Origin of the sequence: Pseudomonas syringae group sp. 247E2 (assembly GCF_032587795.1) — a bacterium.
Lineage (GTDB): Bacteria > Pseudomonadota > Gammaproteobacteria > Pseudomonadales > Pseudomonadaceae > Aquipseudomonas > Aquipseudomonas amygdali.
On record NZ_JAWHPK010000029.1, the window covers coordinates 1 to 17,936 of the forward strand.

General features: G+C 58.4%; 19 protein-coding genes and 1 pseudogene. 11 read left to right on the forward strand and 9 right to left on the reverse strand.

Annotated features, from left to right (window positions below):
- Window positions 1-155: 155 nt before the first annotated feature.
- Both RYC18_RS22720 and uraH read right to left on the reverse strand, forming a co-directional pair.
- The gene (locus RYC18_RS22720) at window positions 156-908 is read right to left on the reverse strand and encodes a GntR family transcriptional regulator (protein WP_002552803.1); all 753 of its coding nucleotides are present in this window, start codon (window positions 906-908) and stop codon (window positions 156-158) included.
- A gap of 111 nt (window positions 909-1,019) precedes the next feature.
- Window positions 1,020-1,373: a hydroxyisourate hydrolase gene (gene uraH, locus RYC18_RS22725; protein WP_002552802.1), complete on the reverse strand. Its 354-nt coding sequence runs from the start codon at window positions 1,371-1,373 to the stop codon at window positions 1,020-1,022.
- A gap of 388 nt (window positions 1,374-1,761) precedes the next feature.
- Here uraH and puuE point away from each other — a divergent pair, with 388 nt between their 5' ends.
- The 6 genes from puuE to RYC18_RS22755 all read left to right on the forward strand — a co-directional run bounded on the left by puuE (window position 1,762) and on the right by RYC18_RS22755 (window position 7,452).
- Entirely contained in the window at window positions 1,762-2,691 is a 930-nt protein-coding gene (gene puuE / locus RYC18_RS22730; RefSeq protein ID WP_004658400.1) for an allantoinase PuuE, read from the forward strand.
- Complete coding sequence (gene uraD, locus RYC18_RS22735; protein WP_016982377.1) at window positions 2,688-3,203, forward strand: 2-oxo-4-hydroxy-4-carboxy-5-ureidoimidazoline decarboxylase; 516 nt, start codon at window positions 2,688-2,690, stop codon at window positions 3,201-3,203. Before puuE ends, uraD begins: the two co-directional genes overlap by 4 nt.
- A gap of 41 nt (window positions 3,204-3,244) precedes the next feature.
- Window positions 3,245-4,240, forward strand: a complete 996-nt coding sequence (gene alc / locus RYC18_RS22740) for an allantoicase (protein ID WP_016982378.1) — start codon at window positions 3,245-3,247, stop codon at window positions 4,238-4,240.
- Between the two features lie 242 nt (window positions 4,241-4,482).
- The gene (locus tag RYC18_RS22745) at window positions 4,483-4,995 is read left to right on the forward strand and encodes an ureidoglycolate lyase (protein WP_004643995.1); all 513 of its coding nucleotides are present in this window, start codon (window positions 4,483-4,485) and stop codon (window positions 4,993-4,995) included.
- Window positions 4,996-5,000: 5 nt separating this feature from the next.
- The gene (locus RYC18_RS22750) at window positions 5,001-6,275 is read left to right on the forward strand and encodes a urate hydroxylase PuuD (RefSeq protein ID WP_005731456.1); all 1,275 of its coding nucleotides are present in this window, start codon (window positions 5,001-5,003) and stop codon (window positions 6,273-6,275) included.
- Between the two features lie 391 nt (window positions 6,276-6,666).
- Window positions 6,667-7,452 (forward strand): outer membrane protein OmpK, encoded by a 786-nt coding sequence (locus tag RYC18_RS22755; RefSeq protein WP_316886876.1) that lies wholly within the window; start codon window positions 6,667-6,669, stop codon window positions 7,450-7,452.
- Window positions 7,453-7,630: 178 nt separating this feature from the next.
- On the opposite strand, the gene RYC18_RS22760 is transcribed toward RYC18_RS22755, so the two are convergent.
- Both RYC18_RS22760 and RYC18_RS22765 read right to left on the reverse strand, forming a co-directional pair.
- Entirely contained in the window at window positions 7,631-8,539 is a 909-nt protein-coding gene (locus RYC18_RS22760; RefSeq protein ID WP_057402397.1) for a DUF808 domain-containing protein, read from the reverse strand.
- A gap of 149 nt (window positions 8,540-8,688) precedes the next feature.
- Window positions 8,689-9,195 carry an Lrp/AsnC family transcriptional regulator gene (locus RYC18_RS22765; protein ID WP_004658394.1) on the reverse strand — a complete coding sequence of 169 codons (507 nt, stop codon included), beginning with the start codon at window positions 9,193-9,195 and terminating at the stop codon, window positions 8,689-8,691.
- A gap of 186 nt (window positions 9,196-9,381) precedes the next feature.
- Between RYC18_RS22765 and RYC18_RS22770 the strand changes: the two genes are divergently transcribed.
- The 3 genes from RYC18_RS22770 (at window position 9,382) to RYC18_RS22780 (ending at window position 11,071) form a co-directional block, all read left to right on the forward strand.
- Window positions 9,382-10,398 (forward strand): 1-aminocyclopropane-1-carboxylate deaminase, encoded by a 1,017-nt coding sequence (locus tag RYC18_RS22770; RefSeq protein WP_044320600.1) that lies wholly within the window; start codon window positions 9,382-9,384, stop codon window positions 10,396-10,398.
- A 159-nt stretch (window positions 10,399-10,557) separates the two neighbouring features.
- Window positions 10,558-10,797, forward strand: coding sequence for a CopG family ribbon-helix-helix protein (locus tag RYC18_RS22775; protein ID WP_316886893.1), 240 nt, complete (start codon window positions 10,558-10,560; stop codon window positions 10,795-10,797).
- Complete coding sequence (locus RYC18_RS22780) at window positions 10,787-11,071, forward strand: type II toxin-antitoxin system RelE/ParE family toxin (protein ID WP_004658391.1); 285 nt, start codon at window positions 10,787-10,789, stop codon at window positions 11,069-11,071. The genes RYC18_RS22775 and RYC18_RS22780 overlap by 11 nt, the downstream gene beginning before the upstream one ends.
- 36 nt (window positions 11,072-11,107) lie before the next feature.
- On the opposite strand, the gene RYC18_RS22785 is transcribed toward RYC18_RS22780, so the two are convergent.
- Entirely contained in the window at window positions 11,108-11,962 is an 855-nt protein-coding gene (locus RYC18_RS22785; RefSeq protein ID WP_054996354.1) for a LysR family transcriptional regulator, read from the reverse strand.
- A 74-nt stretch (window positions 11,963-12,036) separates the two neighbouring features.
- Between RYC18_RS22785 and RYC18_RS22790 the strand changes: the two genes are divergently transcribed.
- A complete protein-coding gene (locus RYC18_RS22790) occupies window positions 12,037-12,969 on the forward strand; it encodes a DMT family transporter (protein ID WP_039847441.1) in 933 nt (310 codons plus the stop codon).
- A gap of 30 nt (window positions 12,970-12,999) precedes the next feature.
- Here the strand turns inward: RYC18_RS22790 and RYC18_RS26590 are convergent, their stop codons facing one another.
- From RYC18_RS26590 to RYC18_RS22800, 3 genes and pseudogenes are all read right to left on the reverse strand, one after another.
- Window positions 13,000-13,872 carry a methyl-accepting chemotaxis protein gene (locus RYC18_RS26590; RefSeq protein ID WP_371911635.1) on the reverse strand — a complete coding sequence of 291 codons (873 nt, stop codon included), beginning with the start codon at window positions 13,870-13,872 and terminating at the stop codon, window positions 13,000-13,002.
- Between the two features lie 33 nt (window positions 13,873-13,905).
- Window positions 13,906-14,928, reverse strand: a pseudogene (locus tag RYC18_RS26595) (methyl-accepting chemotaxis protein); the annotation flags it as partial.
- A gap of 268 nt (window positions 14,929-15,196) precedes the next feature.
- Window positions 15,197-16,324 (reverse strand): saccharopine dehydrogenase family protein, encoded by a 1,128-nt coding sequence (locus tag RYC18_RS22800; RefSeq protein ID WP_016982384.1) that lies wholly within the window; start codon window positions 16,322-16,324, stop codon window positions 15,197-15,199.
- A 153-nt stretch (window positions 16,325-16,477) separates the two neighbouring features.
- Here RYC18_RS22800 and RYC18_RS22805 point away from each other — a divergent pair, with 153 nt between their 5' ends.
- Window positions 16,478-16,993: a GNAT family N-acetyltransferase gene (locus RYC18_RS22805; protein ID WP_005783120.1), complete on the forward strand. Its 516-nt coding sequence runs from the start codon at window positions 16,478-16,480 to the stop codon at window positions 16,991-16,993.
- Window positions 16,994-17,034: 41 nt separating this feature from the next.
- Here the strand turns inward: RYC18_RS22805 and RYC18_RS22810 are convergent, their stop codons facing one another.
- Window positions 17,035-17,904 carry a TauD/TfdA dioxygenase family protein gene (locus RYC18_RS22810; protein WP_316886877.1) on the reverse strand — a complete coding sequence of 290 codons (870 nt, stop codon included), beginning with the start codon at window positions 17,902-17,904 and terminating at the stop codon, window positions 17,035-17,037.
- Window positions 17,905-17,936 lie beyond the last annotated feature (32 nt).

The following is a 17,936-nucleotide window of genomic DNA, read 5'->3' on the forward strand; positions in this document are numbered from 1 at the left end:
GATGGTCAAAGCTTCAGCACGAAGTTGAGGTTATCGTTCCCTACGCTCCGCGTGGGAAATGCAGGTCTCGACGCTCTGCGTCGCAAGAGGACGCGGAGCGTCCGGAACGGCATGCGACGCAGAGCGTCGCACGATAATTGTTCATCCACACAGCCTCAACGCCCGGTCTTTTTCCGACCCATGACGTGCGAGAACACCGCATGCAAATCGTCCGAGGCACTGTCTTGGTCGAGGTTGAGCTTGCCGTCGATGTGGTCCATGTGATGCATCATCAACTCGACGGCGAGCGGCGCATCGCGCGCTTCTATGGCGTCGATCAGTTGGGTGTGTTCGTCATAGGAACAATGTGTGCGGTTGCCGGTTTCGTACTGGGCAATGATCAATGAAGTCTGCGATACCAGGCTGCGCTGGAAGCTGATCAGCGGCGCGTTTCTGGCGGCTACGGCCAGTTGCAGATGGAATTCGCCGGAGAGACGGATGCCTGCACCTCGATCACCACGGGCAAAGCTGTCGCGCTCGTCGCTGACCATCTGACGCAGTTCGGCCAGTTGCTCGGCAGTGGCGTGCGCGACTGCCAGTTCAGTGATTGCCTTCTCGACCATGCGCCGGGCAAAAAATACCTGGCGCGCCTCTTCGACGCTGGGGCTGGCGACCACCGCGCCACGATTAGGGCGCAACAGCACCACACCTTCATGCCCCAGTCGCGATAGAGCGCGACGAATGATGGTGCGGCTGACACCAAAGATCTCACCCAGCGCCTCCTCACTCAATTTGGTGCCCGGCGCCAGCCGCTGCTCCAGAATGGCATCGAAAATATGCTCGTAAACGACATCGTCCTGAGTAACGCTGCGGCTGGCGCTGGTCGTGCCGCGCGGCTGTTTCTTGAGAGGCAGGGACTGGTCGTTCATGGGCACTCGTGCGCAGATGGATTACGGCGTTGGGACTGGCGCATTGTACACAGGGCAAAACCGGAAACGCGCGCAAAAAAAGGCCCGCAGTGTGGGGCGGGCAAGAGGCACTCAGCTGCCCCGATACGTCGAGTAGCTGTACGGCGAGATTAACAGCGGTACATGAAAGTGTTCCTGACCTGCATCAATGCCAAAGCGCAGCACCACTTCATCGAGAAAGGCCGGTTCATTCAATACCACGCCTCGCGCACGGTAATAATCGCCAGCCTGAAAGTGCAGTTGATAAACCCCGGACTGATAAGTGTCTCCCTGCAACAGGGGCGCATCGCAACGTCCGTCGCTGTTGGTGACAGCGCTGACAACGTGCAGAAGCTGCTGGCCTTCGACCCGATACAACTCAATGCGGATGGCACTGCCTGGGCAACCGTGGGCAGCGTCCAGCACGTGTGTGGTCAATTTCCCCAAAACTTCACTCCTCACATCCGGCGATGGTGAAACAGTGCACCAATGAAGTGCTCTGCATGGTGCGATTGCGACCGATTAAGACACTTTCGCAAAACCCTGTACACAATAAAATCTTCAGTGGATTGCAGCTGACGCCTGTGCTGCTCGCCAATCGTCGAATTACCTGAAAAGAAAGGAAGCAAAGGAAAAATATCAGATTTTTTTCGATTAGCTGACCACTCAGGCAGGTTTCTTGCTTGCTTTATTTGAACCGGCACAAATCGGTAACGAAACCTACAGGGTTACAAGCCGAAAATAAAATTGTATACAATCTGCGCGTTGAAGTGCCTTGTCTGCCATGCGCACCGCACCTGGCTTAACGCACATAACGCACAAAAGGAAGCTTGCAGTGAGCGCTGACTACCCACGCGACCTGATCGGTTACGGCAACAACCCGCCTCATCCACGCTGGCCGGGCAACGCGCGCATTGCCTTGTCATTCGTGCTGAATTACGAGGAAGGTGGCGAGCGCAATATTCTGCACGGTGACAAGGAATCAGAAGCCTTTCTGTCCGAGATGGTTGCTGCGCAGCCATTGCAGGGCCAGCGCAATATGAGCATGGAATCGCTGTATGAATATGGCAGCCGCGCAGGTGTCTGGCGCATTCTCAGGCTGTTCAAGCAGTTCGATATTCCCCTGACCATCTTCGCCGTGGCCATGGCCGCGCAGCGTCATCCCGAGGTGATCCGCGCCATGGTCGCCGACGGTCACGAAATCTGCAGCCACGGTTATCGCTGGATCGACTATCAGAACATGGAAGAAGCCGACGAGCGTGAACACATGCGCCAGGCGATTCAGATCCTCACCGAGATCAGTGGCGAACGGCCGCTGGGCTGGTACACCGGGCGCACCGGGCCCAATACGCGGCGACTGGTGATGGAGGAAGGCGGTTTTCTCTATGATTGCGACACCTACGACGACGACCTGCCGTACTGGGAGCCGAACAACCCCACCGGCAAGCCGCATCTGGTCATCCCCTACACGCTGGACACCAACGACATGCGCTTCACCCAGGTGCAGGGCTTCAACAATGGCGAGCAATTCTTTCAATACCTCAAGGACGCGTTCGACGTGCTGTATGCCGAAGGCGAAGACGCGCCGAAGATGCTTTCCATCGGTCTGCATTGCCGCCTGATCGGTCGCCCTGCCCGGCTGGCCGCGCTCAAGCGTTTCATTGAGTACGTCAAAGGCCATGAGCAGGTGTGGTTCACCCGACGTGTCGATATCGCCAGGCACTGGCACACTGAACATCCGTTTACCGGCAAGGCCGAGCAATGAGCACGTTTAAAACACTGACACCTTCAAGCCTGGGCCGGGACGCATTCATCGCAGCCTTTGCCGATATCTACGAACACTCACCGTGGATCGCGCAGCAGGCTTTCGACGAGGGTGCAGGCCCCGAACTGGATAAGGTCGAGGCCCTGCACGCCCGCATGAGCAAACTATTGCTCGGTGCCCCTCACGCGCAACAGCTGGCGCTGATCAATGCCCACCCGGACCTGGCCGGCAAGGCGGCTATCCAGGGTGAGCTGACTCAGGCCAGTACCGATGAACAGGCAGGCGCCGGTATCCACCACTGCACGCCTGAAGAGTTTCAGCGTTTTACCGAGTTGAACGAGGCTTACAAGGCACGTTTCGGCTTTCCGTTCATCATGGCGGTCAAGGGCAGCGACAGACATAAAATCCTGGCGGCGTTCGAGCAACGCATCCATCACTCGCCCGAGGCCGAGTTCGCTTGCGCCCTGGCCGAGATCAACAAGATCGCACTGTTTCGTCTACAGGCGCTTTGAGCGTCGCCGTTATCAACCTGTTCAGAAGGCAGACAAGAAGCATGAAAGTTTACGCCGCACCGTTCGAGAAGTTCGTGAACCTGGCCGACGCGCGCCTGGGCACCAAAATCCTTTCGGTCACCGATGACTGGTTCGCAGATGCCAACCGGTTGTTCCAGCCGACCCCGGCGGTCTGGAAAGAAGGCGTGTTCGACGACAACGGCAAGTGGATGGACGGCTGGGAGTCGCGCCGCAAGCGTTTCGAAGGATACGACAGCGCAGTGATCCGCCTCGGTGTAGCTGGCACCATCAAGGGTGTAGACATTGATACCTCGTTTTTCACCGGCAACTTTCCGCCTTCCGCTTCGCTGGAAGCGTGCTTTCTGGCCTCTGGCGAACCCGATGAAAACACCGCCTGGACCGAAGTGCTGCCGTCTGTGGAGCTGCAAGGCAACAGCCATCATTACCACGAGATCACCAACGATCAGGCGTTCAGCCACCTGCGCTTCAATATCTACCCGGACGGCGGCGTAGCGCGCCTGCGGGTCTACGGCGTGCCGCATCGCGACTGGTCGAAAGTCAGCGAGGACGAGCAGATCGATCTGGTGGCGGCACTCAACGGTGGCCGGTCGATTGCATGCTCGGACGAGCACTACGGCAGCATGAGCAACATCCTCAACCCCGGCCGTGGCGTGAACATGGGCGACGGTTGGGAAACCGCCCGCCGTCGCACACCGGGCAACGACTGGGTCATTGTGGCGCTGGGGCACAAGGGCGAAGTCGAGAAAGTCATTGTCGACACTCTGCACTTCAAGGGCAATTACCCGGACAGCTGCTCGATCCAGGGTGCTTTCGTCAAGGGCGGTACCGACAGCCAGATCGAAACCCAGAGCCTGTTCTGGCGCGAACTGCTACCAAGCCAGAAGCTGACCATGCACGCCGAACACGAGTTCGCCGAGCAGATCAGCGCCATCGGCCCGATCACCCATATCCGCCTGAACGTATTTCCGGACGGGGGCGTGAGCCGCCTGCGAGTGCTGGGCAAGGTGTCCAGGTAACAACGTGTGAACTCTCGTTCCCACGCTCCGCATCATACACAGGCCTGATTTGGATTCTGGCCGAAGGCTGTAGGAGCGAACTTGTTCGCGAAGGCTTTGTTCCAAACGGTACATCTTCAGGGGGTGTACCGGCCCTTTCGCGAACAAGTTCGCTCCCACGCCCTTCGGGCAGAAGCAGGCGAGAACCGTATTCCAGGCGCGCCAAGTGCGATAAACCCTGAAGCCATTGAAGAAGAATCCGCATGCGCAAATTGATAATCGAGCCACTGACCAAGGAAGCTTTTGCGCCATTCGGTGATGTGATCGAAACCGATGGCAGCGATCATTTCATGATCAATAACGGCTCGACCATGCGCTTTCATCGTCTGGCTGAAGTGCAGACCGCGCAACCGGATGACAAGGCGATCATCAGCATATTCCGCGCCGAAGCGCTGCCGATGCCGTTGACCATTGGCATGCTGGAGCGTCACCCGCAGGGCAGCCAGGCCTTCATCCCGCTGCTCGGCAACCCCTTTCTGATCGTGGTCGCGCCGGTTGGCGATGCGCCTGAATCAGAGCTGACCCGCGCCTTCGTGTCGAACGGCAGGCAGGGTGTCAATTACCATCGCGGCGTCTGGCACCATCCGGTGCTGACGATCGAAAAGCGGGATGACTTCCTGGTGGTTGATCGCAGTGGCGAAGGCAACAACTGCGACGAGCATTACTTTGCCGAGAGCCAGTTGCTGGTTCTCGATCCCAACCCACTGGAAGGGTAAAAACCGTGCTGGCACATATGATGGAATGGCTGAATCTGGGCGTACGCTGGATTCACATGATTGTGGGCGTGGCCTGGATCGGCGCATCGTTCTACTTTGTCTGGCTGGAGAACAACCTCAACCGCAGCAACCCGCGTGAAGGGTTGTCTGGTGATTTATGGGCGATCCACGGCGGTGGCATTTATCACCTGGAGAAGTACAAGCTCGCGCCGCCGACCATGCCGGAGAATCTGCACTGGTTCAAATGGGAAGCGTATTCAACCTGGCTGTCGGGCGTGGCCCTGTTGTGCGTGGTGTTCTACGCCAATCCGACGTTGTACCTGTTGGCGCCGGGCAGCAGCCTCAGTGGTGCCGAAGGCGTGCACATTGGCTTGGGTTCCTTGTTTGTCGGCTGGTTCATCTACAGTTTTTTGTGCGACTCGCCACTGGGCAAGCGCCCTGCACTGCTGGGCCTGATTCTGTTCCTGCTGCTGGTGGCCGCGGCGTACGGGTTCAGCAAAGTGTTCAGCGGTCGCGGTGCCTATCTGCATGTGGGCGCGATCATGGGCACCATCATGGTCGGCAACGTGTTCCGCATCATCATGCCAGCCCAGCGCGCCTTGGTGGCGGCAATTGCCGAGAACCGCACGCCTGACCCAAGCCTGCCCGCCAAGGGCCTGCTGCGCTCGCGTCACAATAACTACTTCACCCTGCCCGTGCTGTTCATCATGATCAGCAACCACTTTCCGAGCACATACGGCAGTGAGTACAACTGGCTGATTCTGGCGGGCATCGCACTGCTGGCGGTCCTGGTGCGCCACTATTTCAATACAAGACATGACAGCCATCGATTCGCCTGGACCCTGCCGGTCGCTGCGCTGGGCATGCTCTGCCTGGCGTACGTCACCGGCCCTGCGCAACCTCCCGCGAAAATCGTCTACCAACCGCTGCCCGGCACCGCAGTTGGCGGTCATCGGGCCGACGAGAAACCTCCGGAGCCGGTCACCGCGCCGGTCGAGGCCAAGCCTGCCAGTACCGGCGCGGACTTCGCCAAAGTGCATGAAGTGATTCAGCATCGTTGCACGGTGTGCCATTCGGCCACGCCTACCAGTCAGTTGTTCAGCGTTGCGCCTGCGGGAGTGATGTTCGATACGCCAGAACAGATTCAGCAGCAGGCCCCGCGCATCAAGGCGCAGGCCGTCACCTCGCCGATCATGCCATTGGGCAACATCACCCAGATGACTCAGCAGGAACGCGAACTGGTCGGTGCCTGGGTCGATCAAGGCGCACACACTAACTGAGCCCCTCGCTAACCAAGCGCTCCTGACACGGGGCGCACTCGCCCCACTTTCGCTCCAGACGCCCTGCGCTGGAGCACTTGAGCCAGACGACGCAAGTCAGTATTCTCCGCCGCCGCTGCAAAACCGGACAACCGCTCCTTGTACGCTGACTTTGACCGAACAGCCAACTAGCTGACTGTACGGTCAGGACTCTGTCGACCCGGAAAAATGACTTGAAACCGACACGTTGATGCCGGTTTGGGGATTACTTCAACTTTTTTCGCTGTTTGGCGCAGCTCTTGCTAACAACACAAAGCTGACCAGACAGACAAATTACTGCAACCACAGACAAAGCGTCATTTAGAGAACGCCAGTCTGAAAAAATCACGATCTACTTCAAGGGACTCACCGCATGAACCGTACGTTTTCCAGCGTGTTACTGGCCAGCAGTCTGCTGGCCGCTGCGCCAGCCATGGCCGGGGATATCTTCCAGTGGCAGAGCAATAGCCTGACCTATCTCAATGGACGAGACTTTGCCGTCAACCCGGCAAACCAGCAGACGTTCACCTTTGAACATGCTGACAGCTGGAAGTACGGCGACAACTTCTTCTTCGTCGACAAGATCTTCTACAACGGCAAGGGAGACGCAACGGCTGGCGATAACAACTATTACGGTGAGTTCTCGCCACGCTTGTCGCTGGGCAAGATATTTGGCCAGAAGTTCGAGTTCGGCCCGATCAGCGATGTGCTGATTGCGGCAACTTACGAATTTGGCGAAGGCGATAACGAGTCTTACCTGATCGGCCCGGCGTTCGATTTGAAGATCCCGGGTTTCGACTACTTCCAGCTGAACTTCTACCAGCGCCAGACCGAAGGCAACCGTCCGGGCGATGGCGTATGGCAGATTACCCCGGTGTGGTCCTACACCATCCCCATGGGCAAATCGGATGTGCTGATCGACGGTTTCATGGACTGGGTAGTGGACAACGACAAGACGTCGCGTGGTACTTACCACTCCAACCTGCACTTCAACCCGCAGATCAAATATGACCTGGGCAAGGCACTGAATTACCCTGAGCGTCAGCTGTACGTCGGTATCGAATACGATTACTGGACCAACAAATACGGCATCAAGGACAGCCGCTCGTTCGACACCGACCAGAACACCGCGAGTTTGCTGGTGAAGGTGTTCTTCTAAGCACGATCCGGTTGTGAAGCTCGTTCCCGCCCTCAGCGCGGGAACGCATTTCTGAAGCCTCTGCGCCCAACCTTGAGAGGGTGTTGCTGCGCAGATCTGTGACGCGGAGCTTCACGGGATGCATGCCAACGCGGAGCATTGGCACGATATTCAACTCCTGCGCGGCGCCCGCCTCCACTCACTCCCTAGCCGCTTTCCAAACCTTGCCAATCAGCGTCACGACCAACACCAGCACCGCGCCAGCGATAACCCCGGCGACCGCATCGATCAGCGTCGGGACGACCATCGACAGCCCGCCCACCGCACCGGCTGCAGCTTCGGTCACGCCTTCGACCCAATGGTGAGCAAATGGCAGACCGTGAACCAGAATCCCGCCGCCGACCATGAACATGGCCGCAGTACCGACAATCGACAGTACCTTCATCAATACCGGCGCAAGCCATAGCAAAGCACCACCGATTTTCTGCGCCGCAGAGCTTGCAGTCCTTTTCAGGTACAGGCCCAGGTCGTCAAGTTTGACGATACCTGCCACCAGTCCATAGACACCCACGGTAATCAGCACAGCGACAATAACCAGTACACCGACCTGATCCATGAACGGTCGGGCCGACACTACGCCCAGCGCCAGCACGATGATTTCTGCCGAAAGAATGAAGTCGGTGCGAATCGCGCCTTTGATACGGTCCTTTTCGAACGCCACCATGTCCACTGAAGCATCCGTGGCCGCCTGCTTGCGCTGATCATGCTCTTCGCCGGTTTCGGGATGCAGCCATTTATGGGCGATTTTCTCGAAACCTTCAAAGCATAGGAACGCGCCGCCGATCATCAACAAGGGAAGAATCGCCCAGGGCGCGAAGGCGCTGATCAACAGTGCCGCCGGAACCAGGATTGCCTTGTTGAGCAACGAGCCCTTGGCCACGGCCCAGACAACGGGCAGTTCGCGATCGGCTGAAACTCCGGTGACCTGCTGGGCATTGAGCGCCAGATCATCCCCCAGCACACCCGCGGTTTTCTTGGTGGCCAGTGCCACGTCATCCAGCAGGGTCGCAATATCGTCGAGCAGGGTAAGCAAGCTTCCAGCAGCCAAAATAAAAATCCTTGAGCAAGTAAAAAAAGGAAATAGCACTGATTGAATCATGCGCCAGGGTCAATCGTGTGGCAGTCAACAACTCTGACCTTCATCAGACGTGAACGTTTGACGCTGCGTAGTACAAGCAGGCCACGTCGAGCAACCGGTTAAATGGGTAATTGCGTGGTCGACACCACCTGACGCAGTCCCATGAACGAGCGGATCTGTCTGACACCGGGCAAGTACAGCAGCTGTTCGGCATGCAGGCGGTTGAAACTCTGACTGTCTTTGGTGCGCAGCAGCATGAAGTAATCGAACTCGCCGGTGACCACATGAAACTCCATGCAGCCGGACACCTTCTGCGCGGCTTGTTCAAATTGGGCAAATGAATCCGGGGTCGAGCGGTCCAGCACCACACCGATCAGCACCACCATGCCCGCGTCCAGAACGTCACCATTGAGCAACGCCACCACGCCCTTGATAACGCCCGCCTCCTTCAAACGCTCGACGCGCCGCAAACAAGCAGGCGGACTCAGCTTGACCTTCTCGGCGAGTGCCACGTTGGAAATCGAGGCGTCACGTTGCAGGGTCTTGAGAATGGCGCGGTCAATCCTGTCCAGCAGCGGTGCTACATCGCCAGCGGACTTTTTAGTGCGTTCATTTATTGCTTTCATGATGAATTTCACAAAATAAAAGTTTGCATTAGTGGCATGACACTAACGCTGATTTTGCAAATAGACAATTCTTTGCAACCACGATTATTCAGCTATTTCCTATGATAGGAACCACTTCAGGCACACCGTTCAAACGTCGAACTCATTCCTTGCAGGCCTGAATCAACTTATCAACGGAGCCCCGATATGAACCTGAGCAAGTTCAAGCGCTACCCTCTGACCTTCGGCCCCTCGCCCATCACCCCTCTGAAACGCTTGAGCGAGCATCTGGGTGGCAAGGTCGAGTTGTATGCCAAGCGCGAGGATTGCAACAGCGGTCTGGCCTTTGGCGGTAACAAGACCCGCAAACTGGAATACCTGGTGCCGGAAGCCATCGACGGCGGCTACGACACACTGGTGTCGATCGGCGGCATCCAGTCCAACCAGACCCGTCAGGTGGCGGCTGTAGCGGCGCATCTGGGCATGAAGTGCGTGCTGGTTCAGGAGAATTGGGTCAACTATTCCGACGCGTTGTACGACCGGGTCGGCAATATCGAGATGTCGCGCATCATGGGCGCCGATGTGCGCCTGGACTCGGCAGGCTTCGATATCGGCATTCGGCCGAGCTGGGAAAAGGCCATGGCCGACGTCGAGGAAAGCGGTGGCAAGCCGTTCCCGATTCCTGCGGGCTGCTCGGAACACCCTTATGGCGGCCTGGGATTCGTGCGTTTTGCCGATGAGGTGCGTCAGCAGGAAGAAGAACTCGGCTTCAAATTCGACTACATCGTGGTCTGCTCGGTGACCGGCAGCACTCACGCAGGCATGCTCGTCGGCTTCGCGGCCGATGGCCGGGCACAGCGTGTGATCGGTATCGATGCGTCGGCCAAACCGGAAAAGACCCGCGCGCAGGTTCTGCGTATCGCTCAGAACACCGCAAAACTGGTAGAGCTGGGCCGCGAAATCACCGCCGAAGACGTGGTGCTCGACACCCGCTACGCCTACCCCGAATACGGCCTGCCGAACGAGGGCACCCTTGAAGCCATTCGCCTTTGCGCGCGCCTTGAAGGCGTATTGACCGACCCGGTCTACGAAGGCAAATCCATGCACGGCATGATCGACATGGTGCGCAATGGCGAATTCCCCGAGGGCTCAAAAGTGCTCTACGCACATTTGGGCGGCGTACCGGCGTTGAATGCCTACAGCTTTTTGTTCAAGGACGGTTAAGCCATCCCGAAAGTTGCCTGAATGGCCCGCGAATTCGCGGGCCATTTTGCACCTGCTCAAAAAGCCGACAGACCTGAAACGGAAACTGCATCCACAGGTGTATTCACATGTATTACACTGCACCCTTATGTAATACAAATAACTACGTGTGAGGTGTATATGTCCACAATGTCTCTACGTCTGCCGGACGAAATGGCGGATACCCTTGCACACCTTGCAAAGGCGACCGGGCGCAGCAAGTCATTTTTGGCCCTCGACGCGCTCCGCGAATACCTGACTCGCGAGGCATGGCAGATTGCCGAAATTCAGCGCGCGATTCAAGAAGCCGACGCTGGCGAGTTCGCCAGTACAGAGGACGTAAAAGCTGTCATGGACAAATGGTCTGGCAATGCAGGTTGAGTGGCTTAAAACGGCGCTAAAGAATCTGGATGAGGAGGCAGCGTATATCGCACAGGACAATCCAGCTGCTGCCGCAGCTTTCGTGAAAGCAATTCAATCAAGCGTGACGCAGCTCGCGAGCTTTCCCGCCATGGGCCGGGAAGGACGGATTGCCGGAACCAGAGAATGGCCTCTGCCAGACCTGCCTTACCTGATTCCATATCGCATCCGTAGCGGCCGGCTACAGGTTCTAAGGATTTTCCACACCAGAAGACAATCGCCCCCCGTGTGGTGAACCGCAGACACGTTTACTGTGCACACAGCTTCACTATCAAAGCCGAAAATACTTCTGCAGCGCCTGCGCCAGCAGGCTCACCGCCTCGTCGTTCTGTGACGACGGCGAGCGCAGGAAGACGATTTCGTGCTCGGGAATTTCAGGCAGGTCATCGAGAATCTGCATGGCTTCCGTGACTCCGCTCCGATCAATAAGGCTGATCGCCAGGCCCGCTTCCACACAGGCTTTGATCGCCTGATTGGACGGGCTTTCGAGAACTACACGGATTTTGCGGCCGTTGTCTTTGAGCGACGCCATCATGGCTTCACGATAAGGACATTGCGCTGCGTGAATGGCCAGCGGCAACGGGTCCGCAGATCCCAGTGCGACGCTGGCCGGCCCGACCCAGACCGGCTTGGTAGATACCAGAAACTGCGTATCAGCACTTGGCTGCCCTTTGGGTTGCGCGATCACTGCTGTCTGTAACTTGCCGCGCGCAACCTGCTCGCGCAGGGTGTAGCTGGGTGCGGTTTTCAATTCCAGCACCACATTGGGCCAGGCCGCAGCGAACACCGGCAGGATGTCGCGGATGACATGAACGGCGTACTCATCCGGAACACCCAGTGTGATGCGCCCAGCCAGATGAGTCCCTTGCAGGTCAGCCAGCACGCGGTCATGGGTGGACAGCAATTCCGTCGTCGAGACCAGCAAACGCTTGCCCAGCGCAGTGAGAGACACCGCCTGGTTGTCCCGATTGAGCAAACGCCCGCCCGCTACCGCCTCAAGCCGCTGGATATGCACACTGACTGCCGCGGGGCTTTTGTGAAGTTGCTCGGCAGCCGCAGAAAACTTCCCTATTCGCGCCACGGCATGAAAAGTACGTATCAGTTCGATATCGAGAATTGCGCTCATGATTCATAAAACCTGAACAACTACTGCACTTAATTTTGATTTATTAGATTACGCTGACTTCGTAACCTGTGTCCATGAATCAGCACCTATCGATTTCTCCGAGCGTAACGCGGCCTGCCTGGCATCAGGCCATTCCCCTTATCTTGCTGGAAGCAGCCCTTGTCCTGACCTGGAGCTCGGGTTTCATCGGCGCACGGTTTTCGCTTGATTACGCACCACCACTGCTGGTGGTGTTCTGGCGTTGTGTGGTGGTCACGTTGATCCTGCTGCCTTTCGTCGCCAGGCAACTGAGATCGATACCGCTTGCCACGCTGTTGAAAAATGCGGGAATCGGTCTGCTGGCCATGGCGGGCTATGTCGCAGGCGTTACGCAGGGCATCGCGCTGGGCGTACCTGCGGGACTCGCGGCGCTGTTTGCCGACTTGTTGCCGATGGGCATGGCACTGCTGGCTGCCGCAGTGCTCGGGCAGCGGCTTGTCTGGCAAATCTGGGCGGGGCTGGTGGTCGGTCTGGTCGGCGTGGTGCTGGTCACGTACAGCGCGCTGGCGGTGGGAGATGCGCCATTGTGGGCCTACGGCCTGCCACTGCTGGGCATGTTATCGCTGGCCATTGCGACGCTGTGGCAGAAGCGTTCGACCCACATGCAGCCCATGGACCTGCTTCCCAACCTGTGGCTGCAATGTTTTATATCGAGCTTCGCGTTCGCCATCATCCAGGGAACACAGGGCAGCCTGGCCCCCATTCCCAGTACCGGGTTTGCGTTGAGCGTGATCTGGACGGTGGGGCTGGCAACTTTGGGCGGGTACGGACTGTATTGGGTGTGTCTGCGCCGCGCATCAGCCACCCGCGTTGCCAGCGTGCTGTACCTCAGCCCACCGGTGACAATGCTCTGGGCCTGGGTGATGTTCAACGAGCCGCTGTCCTGGCAGATGGCGTCAGGCATGGCGGTGTCGGGTGTCGGTGTGTGGATGGTCGTACGGGCGGAAGCGCGGCAGGTCGCCTCGTGACCGAGTCACAAGGCGCCTGATGCAGGGAAGTTAAATCTTGAAACGCGCCACCATGCTCTGCAAATCGCTGCCCAAACGGGCCAGTTCTACAGTCGATGCGGCGCTTTGCTCGGTTGCCGAAGCCGATTGATCGGCAATGTCGCGCACGCTAAGCACGCTGCGGTTGATTTCGTCGGTCACGGCGCTCTGCTGCTCGGCCGCGGCAGAAATCTGCTGGCTCATCTGCTCGATCGTACCGATGGACTGATTGATCTCAACCAGTGCCTGCTCGGCCTGACGAGCCAGCACGACTGTGCCTTCGGTGCGTTGCAGGCTGGCATCCATCAGACCCGATGCGGCACCTGTACCTTTTTGCAACGCCTGAATCAGCGCTTCGATTTCCGTGGTGGAGTTCTGGGTACGCTGAGCCAGCGAACGTACTTCGTCAGCCACCACCGCAAAACCACGGCCCTGCTCACCCGCACGTGCAGCCTCGATGGCCGCGTTGAGCGCCAGCAGGTTGGTTTGTTCGGCAACGGCCTTGATCACGTCAATCACGCTACCGATCTTGCCACTGTCTTCGGTGAGGCGCTGCATGGCTTCGCCCAGCTGTTTCACTTCACCGGCCAATTGGCCGATTTCGCGAGTGGCGTGCTGCACCACACTGCTACCGTGAGCGGCACGTTCGCTGGCCTGTTTGGCCGCCAGCGAAGCGTCTTCGGTATTGCGTGCTACTTCCTGCACGGTCGACGCCATTTCGTTCATGGCGGTGGCAACCTGGTCGACTTCGTTTTTTTGCAACGTGACGCCGGCACTGGTCTGTTCGCTGACAGCAGACAATTGTTCGGCCGCCGTGGCGATCTGTGTCACACCGTTGCCGATGCCACCGATCAGGCCGCGCAGAGAAACCGTCATGTGCTGCATGGTGTTCTGCAGCAGGCCCAGTTCGTCCTGGCGGGTGGTGCTGCTGTCATGGGTCAGATCACCGTCCGCAATCCGGCGCGCCGCAATCACGGTGCTGTTCAACGGCACGGTAATCTGACGCGTGATCAGGAACGCAGCAAAGATGCCGACCAGCAGCACGACCAGCGCTACGCTCAGCAATTGCACCACAGCGGTTTGTTGTTCCTTCTTGGCACTGATGACCTGCAACGCCGCCAGATCATCGGCACGGGCAGCGGTCGCTATGGATTGCTGTTGCAGATCGGTACGGACTTGCTCGGTCTGCTGCAGCATGTCCGAAATCGACGACATCAGGACCTTGTATTGTTTCAACGCCACCAACGCGGCATCCACTGCAGCATTTGCCTCGACAGGCAATTGGCTGCGAGCGGCGTCCACTTGTGCGATCAGGGCGTCGGCGGCCTTATAGGTGGCCTGACGGTTGTCGGCATTCGGAACGCTCAGGTAGCGGCGAAACACCAGACGGAAATTGGTCATGCCGTTACGCAGGTCGCCAGCGATCTTGACCTGCCTGATGCCGGTTTCATTCGGCGAACGCAAGGTGTCGTCAATGGTCTTGTTCAGCAAATTCTCAAAGGTCGCGCTGACGTCATCGGACACCTTGATGATCGGTTTCAACGCCTCGTCGACTTTCTGATTGATGCCGACCAATTGGTCGAACGTCTGCTTCAGACCGCCCACCTGCTCCTTGATCTCGCGCAGCTTGGCCAGGTTGCTCGAGATCACGAACACCTGCAGGCCCTGATCCACACTGCGGCTCAAGGTATCCAGCGCGCTGGCGTAGTTCTGCACACCTGCGGCGGTAGGACCGGTCGCATAGGCTTGCGCAGCGATCCGGGCATTCAGGACGTCAGCCTTGATCTCGGCGACCTTGCTGCTTTTGCCCATGCGCTCGATCAGCAGGTTGGTGCTGGAGTAGCCGATGACGGTGACGGTCAGTACTCCGAGCAAAATAGCGGCAAAGCCCAGTCCGAGCTTCTTGCTGACTTTCAGATTGTCCAACCATTTTGCGCTCATTACGTGTGTGCCTTTGATTTTTCGGGATGCACGTGAATCGGCGCTGAAAGATTTAACTTGATAGTTAACGTTATCGGAATCACGCACGCGCCAATCGAAGGCACCCTGAAGCCCAAGAATTACGTGGCCGGAGCGCGATGATGAATATTTATTTAAATCGCCTGAGCAGAATTTTTCCGATGATTGGCACCGCGCGAAACCGGAAGATCACGCAATGAAACTGCCTTGATCTTCGCCTGTACGGAGCCATCGGAGATTGGCAACAGCGTCAGACGTTGCGGTCGGTGAAATGAACATCCAGCCGGATGTTTTCCGGCTCGTTGATCGCTGCCAGGTACTCGTCTACGGTGATTTCTCCGACGCAGGCCCGTGCGCCCGGTTGTGGGCGATAGCCACCGGCCATTTTGCCGCTCAGCGCGACGGCAGCACTGCCGGGGATCTCTGGGCCCTTGTCGTTCAGTGCAGTCAATTGCGCACGCATGTGCAGCGGCTGGCCGGTGAGGTCGACGCCATCGACATCGATGTACATCGCGCTCTTTCGATCACCCCAGTGTTCAAAGCGCGCGCCCCAACGGTACAGGCGCTCGGCCCACGACGCAGGATCGCGCAGCAGCCCACAGCGAATCGCCAGCGCCAGCAGCCAGGTCGCGATGCCGCCGGCCTTGAGCGCGGAGCCGGCCTTGAAGCTCAGATGCTGCGCGGCATAACGTGTCGCGAATACATCCAGGTCCGGGACGTCGACATTGGCCACCAGCCGTGTGCCCATGCCGGGCATCCGGCGCAGGGTCAGGTCCATCCAGCCATGGACTTCGTGGACCTTGCCGTTGCGCAGTTGCCTGATCGGCCGCCCGGCATTGGCCAGTACGCCACGCACGGTCGACAGACCGGGCATTTTCGCTGCCGAGGAGATGCCATGCTCTATCGAATCGATGCGCAGAAAACGCTGGCGATGCTGATCGATGATGGCCGCCGAAAGCGTCGGCACCGAGCTGCAACCGCTCAGCACACAGACGCCCGCCTCACGCGCTAAGGCATCCAGAGTGGCGATACCGGAGACGAAGGTCCGGCAATCCGACAGGTCGCAATAATTCACACCCGCCGCGATGCAATGCCGGGCCACGGCATACGACTGCCCCTGAAAAGGCCCCGCCGTGTGGATAAGCAGGTCAATGCCCAATTCACCCAGCTCACTGCCCGCGCCGTCCTGCATGATGTCCACGCACCAGCTCTCGCAGAATCTGCCAGCCAGCGTTTGCAGTGCGGCAACCTTTTCCGCCAGCTTGCGCGGGTCGCGACCGGAGATGACCAGTTCGATGTCCGGCATCATCGCCAGATGATTGCAGATAAGGCTGCCGAAGTTGCCGTAGCCGCCGATGACCAATACGCGAAATGCCATTGACTCGTCCCTGAAATGCTGAAGGGTATGACCATGCCTTGCTACTCAGCGATTGCCGCGAGCGATGGCGATGAAATGCGCGTGCATTATTGATCATTGGCCGAATGCCGAGTACAAAACCCTGTGCCTTTTTGATCGTGCAAGGAGCAACGGATGCTGAAACTACACACCGAACGACTTTATCTGCGGACCCTGCTCGCCAGTGACTGGCCGTTGTTTCTGAGGCTGCACTCCGAGCCTCAGACCATGCAGTACGTCTTCGGGGAAATCGAAGAAGCACAAGTTCGCAAAGGCTTTGAGCATCGCCTTCCGGTGTGGACGCCAGAGTCCGATCACTGGCTGTGCCTGGTGGTCGTCGACAAGCAGAGCGGCGTGGAGCTGGGGGTCAGCGGCTTTCGCATCATGTCGCCAGGGCATGCCGAAGTAGGCTGTCTGTTGCTGCCGGAACATCAAGGCAAGGGCTTCGGCACCGAATCCCGCCGGGCAATCATCGACTACGCTGCCGCCATCGGCCTCGATTCACTGGAATCGACCGTGACCGATGGCAACATTGCCTCCTGCAAGGTGCTGGAGAAATGCGGTTTCTCTTTCGAACGCCGCGTCCCGCATGCCTATCAGATCGGCGATCAGTGGTTCGATGACCTGAAATATCACCTGCGACTGAGGTGACAAGCCCGCAGCCAAGCGTTAGCCAGGCTGCGGCAAGCGGCTCAGGCTTTGGGCCGCCCTCCCAGAATCGTCACTCGCTCGCCATAGCGCGAGTGCGGGAAGTAATCCCACACCGCGTGATGCTGGGTGCAGCGGTTATCCCAGAACACCAGCGTGTTGGGCTCCCAGCGCACGCGGCAACTGAGAGAGGGTTCACGGGCGATCAGGTCGAACAGCATGTTCAGCAGCGTGCGGCTCTCTCCTGCGGACAGTTGCACGATATGCGAGGTGAAACCGGAATTGACGAACAGGCTGCGGCGTCCGGTTTCAGGGTGGCGAACCACCACAGGGTGCTCGCTTTTGGGAAGGTTGGCAGGCGGCTGATAGCCCTTCCACGGAATCTCGCCATCGTGAATGGCCGTCAGTTCGCCAAGAAACGCCTGCATCGCAGGCGAGAGCATTTCTATGGCCAGGTGCATGTTGGCAAACAGCGTGTCGCCACCGGTTCCAATGGCGGGCGTCTCTTTGACATACAGCATCGAGCCCATCGACGGCTCTAGGTCAGCGGTGCCATCGGTGTGCCACAGCTCGCCAGCAGCGAAGCGTGACTGGGCGTTGGCGCGCACCACGACCAGCTCCGGGTCATCGCCATCAATGCTTTCTACCGGCAAGGCACGTAACGGTCCAAACAGCCGGCCAAAGGCTTTGTGCTGCTCGACCGTCAGGTGCTGATCACGAAACACCAGCACGTGGTTTTCCAGAAAAGCGCGGCGAATTTCCTTCAGTTGCTCCGCACTGAGTGGCTGCGACAGGTCGACCCCGCCGACTTCGGCACCGATGATGGGTGTCAGGCGGTTGACCGTGATGCTGTGATACGGCGCGCGAGACGCCCCCGCGATGCCTTCGATGGCCTTGAGTGCCATTTGATCCATGATCCCTCACCCTTGAATGGTTGGCATGGCCG

Bases quoted from the DNA above. Each gene is read 5' to 3' on its own strand.
- alc (WP_016982378.1), top strand. From the start codon at position 3,245: ATGAAAGTTTACGCCGCACCGTTCGAGAAGTTCGTGAACCTGGCCGAC.
- RYC18_RS22755 (WP_316886876.1), top strand. From the start codon at position 6,667: ATGAACCGTACGTTTTCCAGCGTGTTACTGGCCAGCAGTCTGCTGGCC.
- RYC18_RS22805 (WP_005783120.1), top strand. From the start codon at position 16,478: ATGCTGAAACTACACACCGAACGACTTTATCTGCGGACCCTGCTCGCC.
- RYC18_RS26590 (WP_371911635.1), bottom strand. From the start codon at position 13,872: ATGCAGCACATGACGGTTTCTCTGCGCGGCCTGATCGGTGGCATCGGC.
- RYC18_RS22745 (WP_004643995.1), top strand. From the start codon at position 4,483: ATGCGCAAATTGATAATCGAGCCACTGACCAAGGAAGCTTTTGCGCCA.
- RYC18_RS22800 (WP_016982384.1), bottom strand. From the start codon at position 16,324: ATGGCATTTCGCGTATTGGTCATCGGCGGCTACGGCAACTTCGGCAGC.
- RYC18_RS22770 (WP_044320600.1), top strand. From the start codon at position 9,382: ATGAACCTGAGCAAGTTCAAGCGCTACCCTCTGACCTTCGGCCCCTCG.
- RYC18_RS22785 (WP_054996354.1), bottom strand. From the start codon at position 11,962: ATGAGCGCAATTCTCGATATCGAACTGATACGTACTTTTCATGCCGTG.
- uraD (WP_016982377.1), top strand. From the start codon at position 2,688: ATGAGCACGTTTAAAACACTGACACCTTCAAGCCTGGGCCGGGACGCA.
- RYC18_RS22780 (WP_004658391.1), top strand. From the start codon at position 10,787: ATGCAGGTTGAGTGGCTTAAAACGGCGCTAAAGAATCTGGATGAGGAG.
- RYC18_RS22765 (WP_004658394.1), bottom strand. From the start codon at position 9,195: ATGAAAGCAATAAATGAACGCACTAAAAAGTCCGCTGGCGATGTAGCA.
- RYC18_RS22810 (WP_316886877.1), bottom strand. From the start codon at position 17,904: ATGGATCAAATGGCACTCAAGGCCATCGAAGGCATCGCGGGGGCGTCT.
- RYC18_RS22775 (WP_316886893.1), top strand. From the start codon at position 10,558: ATGTCCACAATGTCTCTACGTCTGCCGGACGAAATGGCGGATACCCTT.
- RYC18_RS22720 (WP_002552803.1), bottom strand. From the start codon at position 908: ATGAACGACCAGTCCCTGCCTCTCAAGAAACAGCCGCGCGGCACGACC.
- RYC18_RS22790 (WP_039847441.1), top strand. From the start codon at position 12,037: ATGAATCAGCACCTATCGATTTCTCCGAGCGTAACGCGGCCTGCCTGG.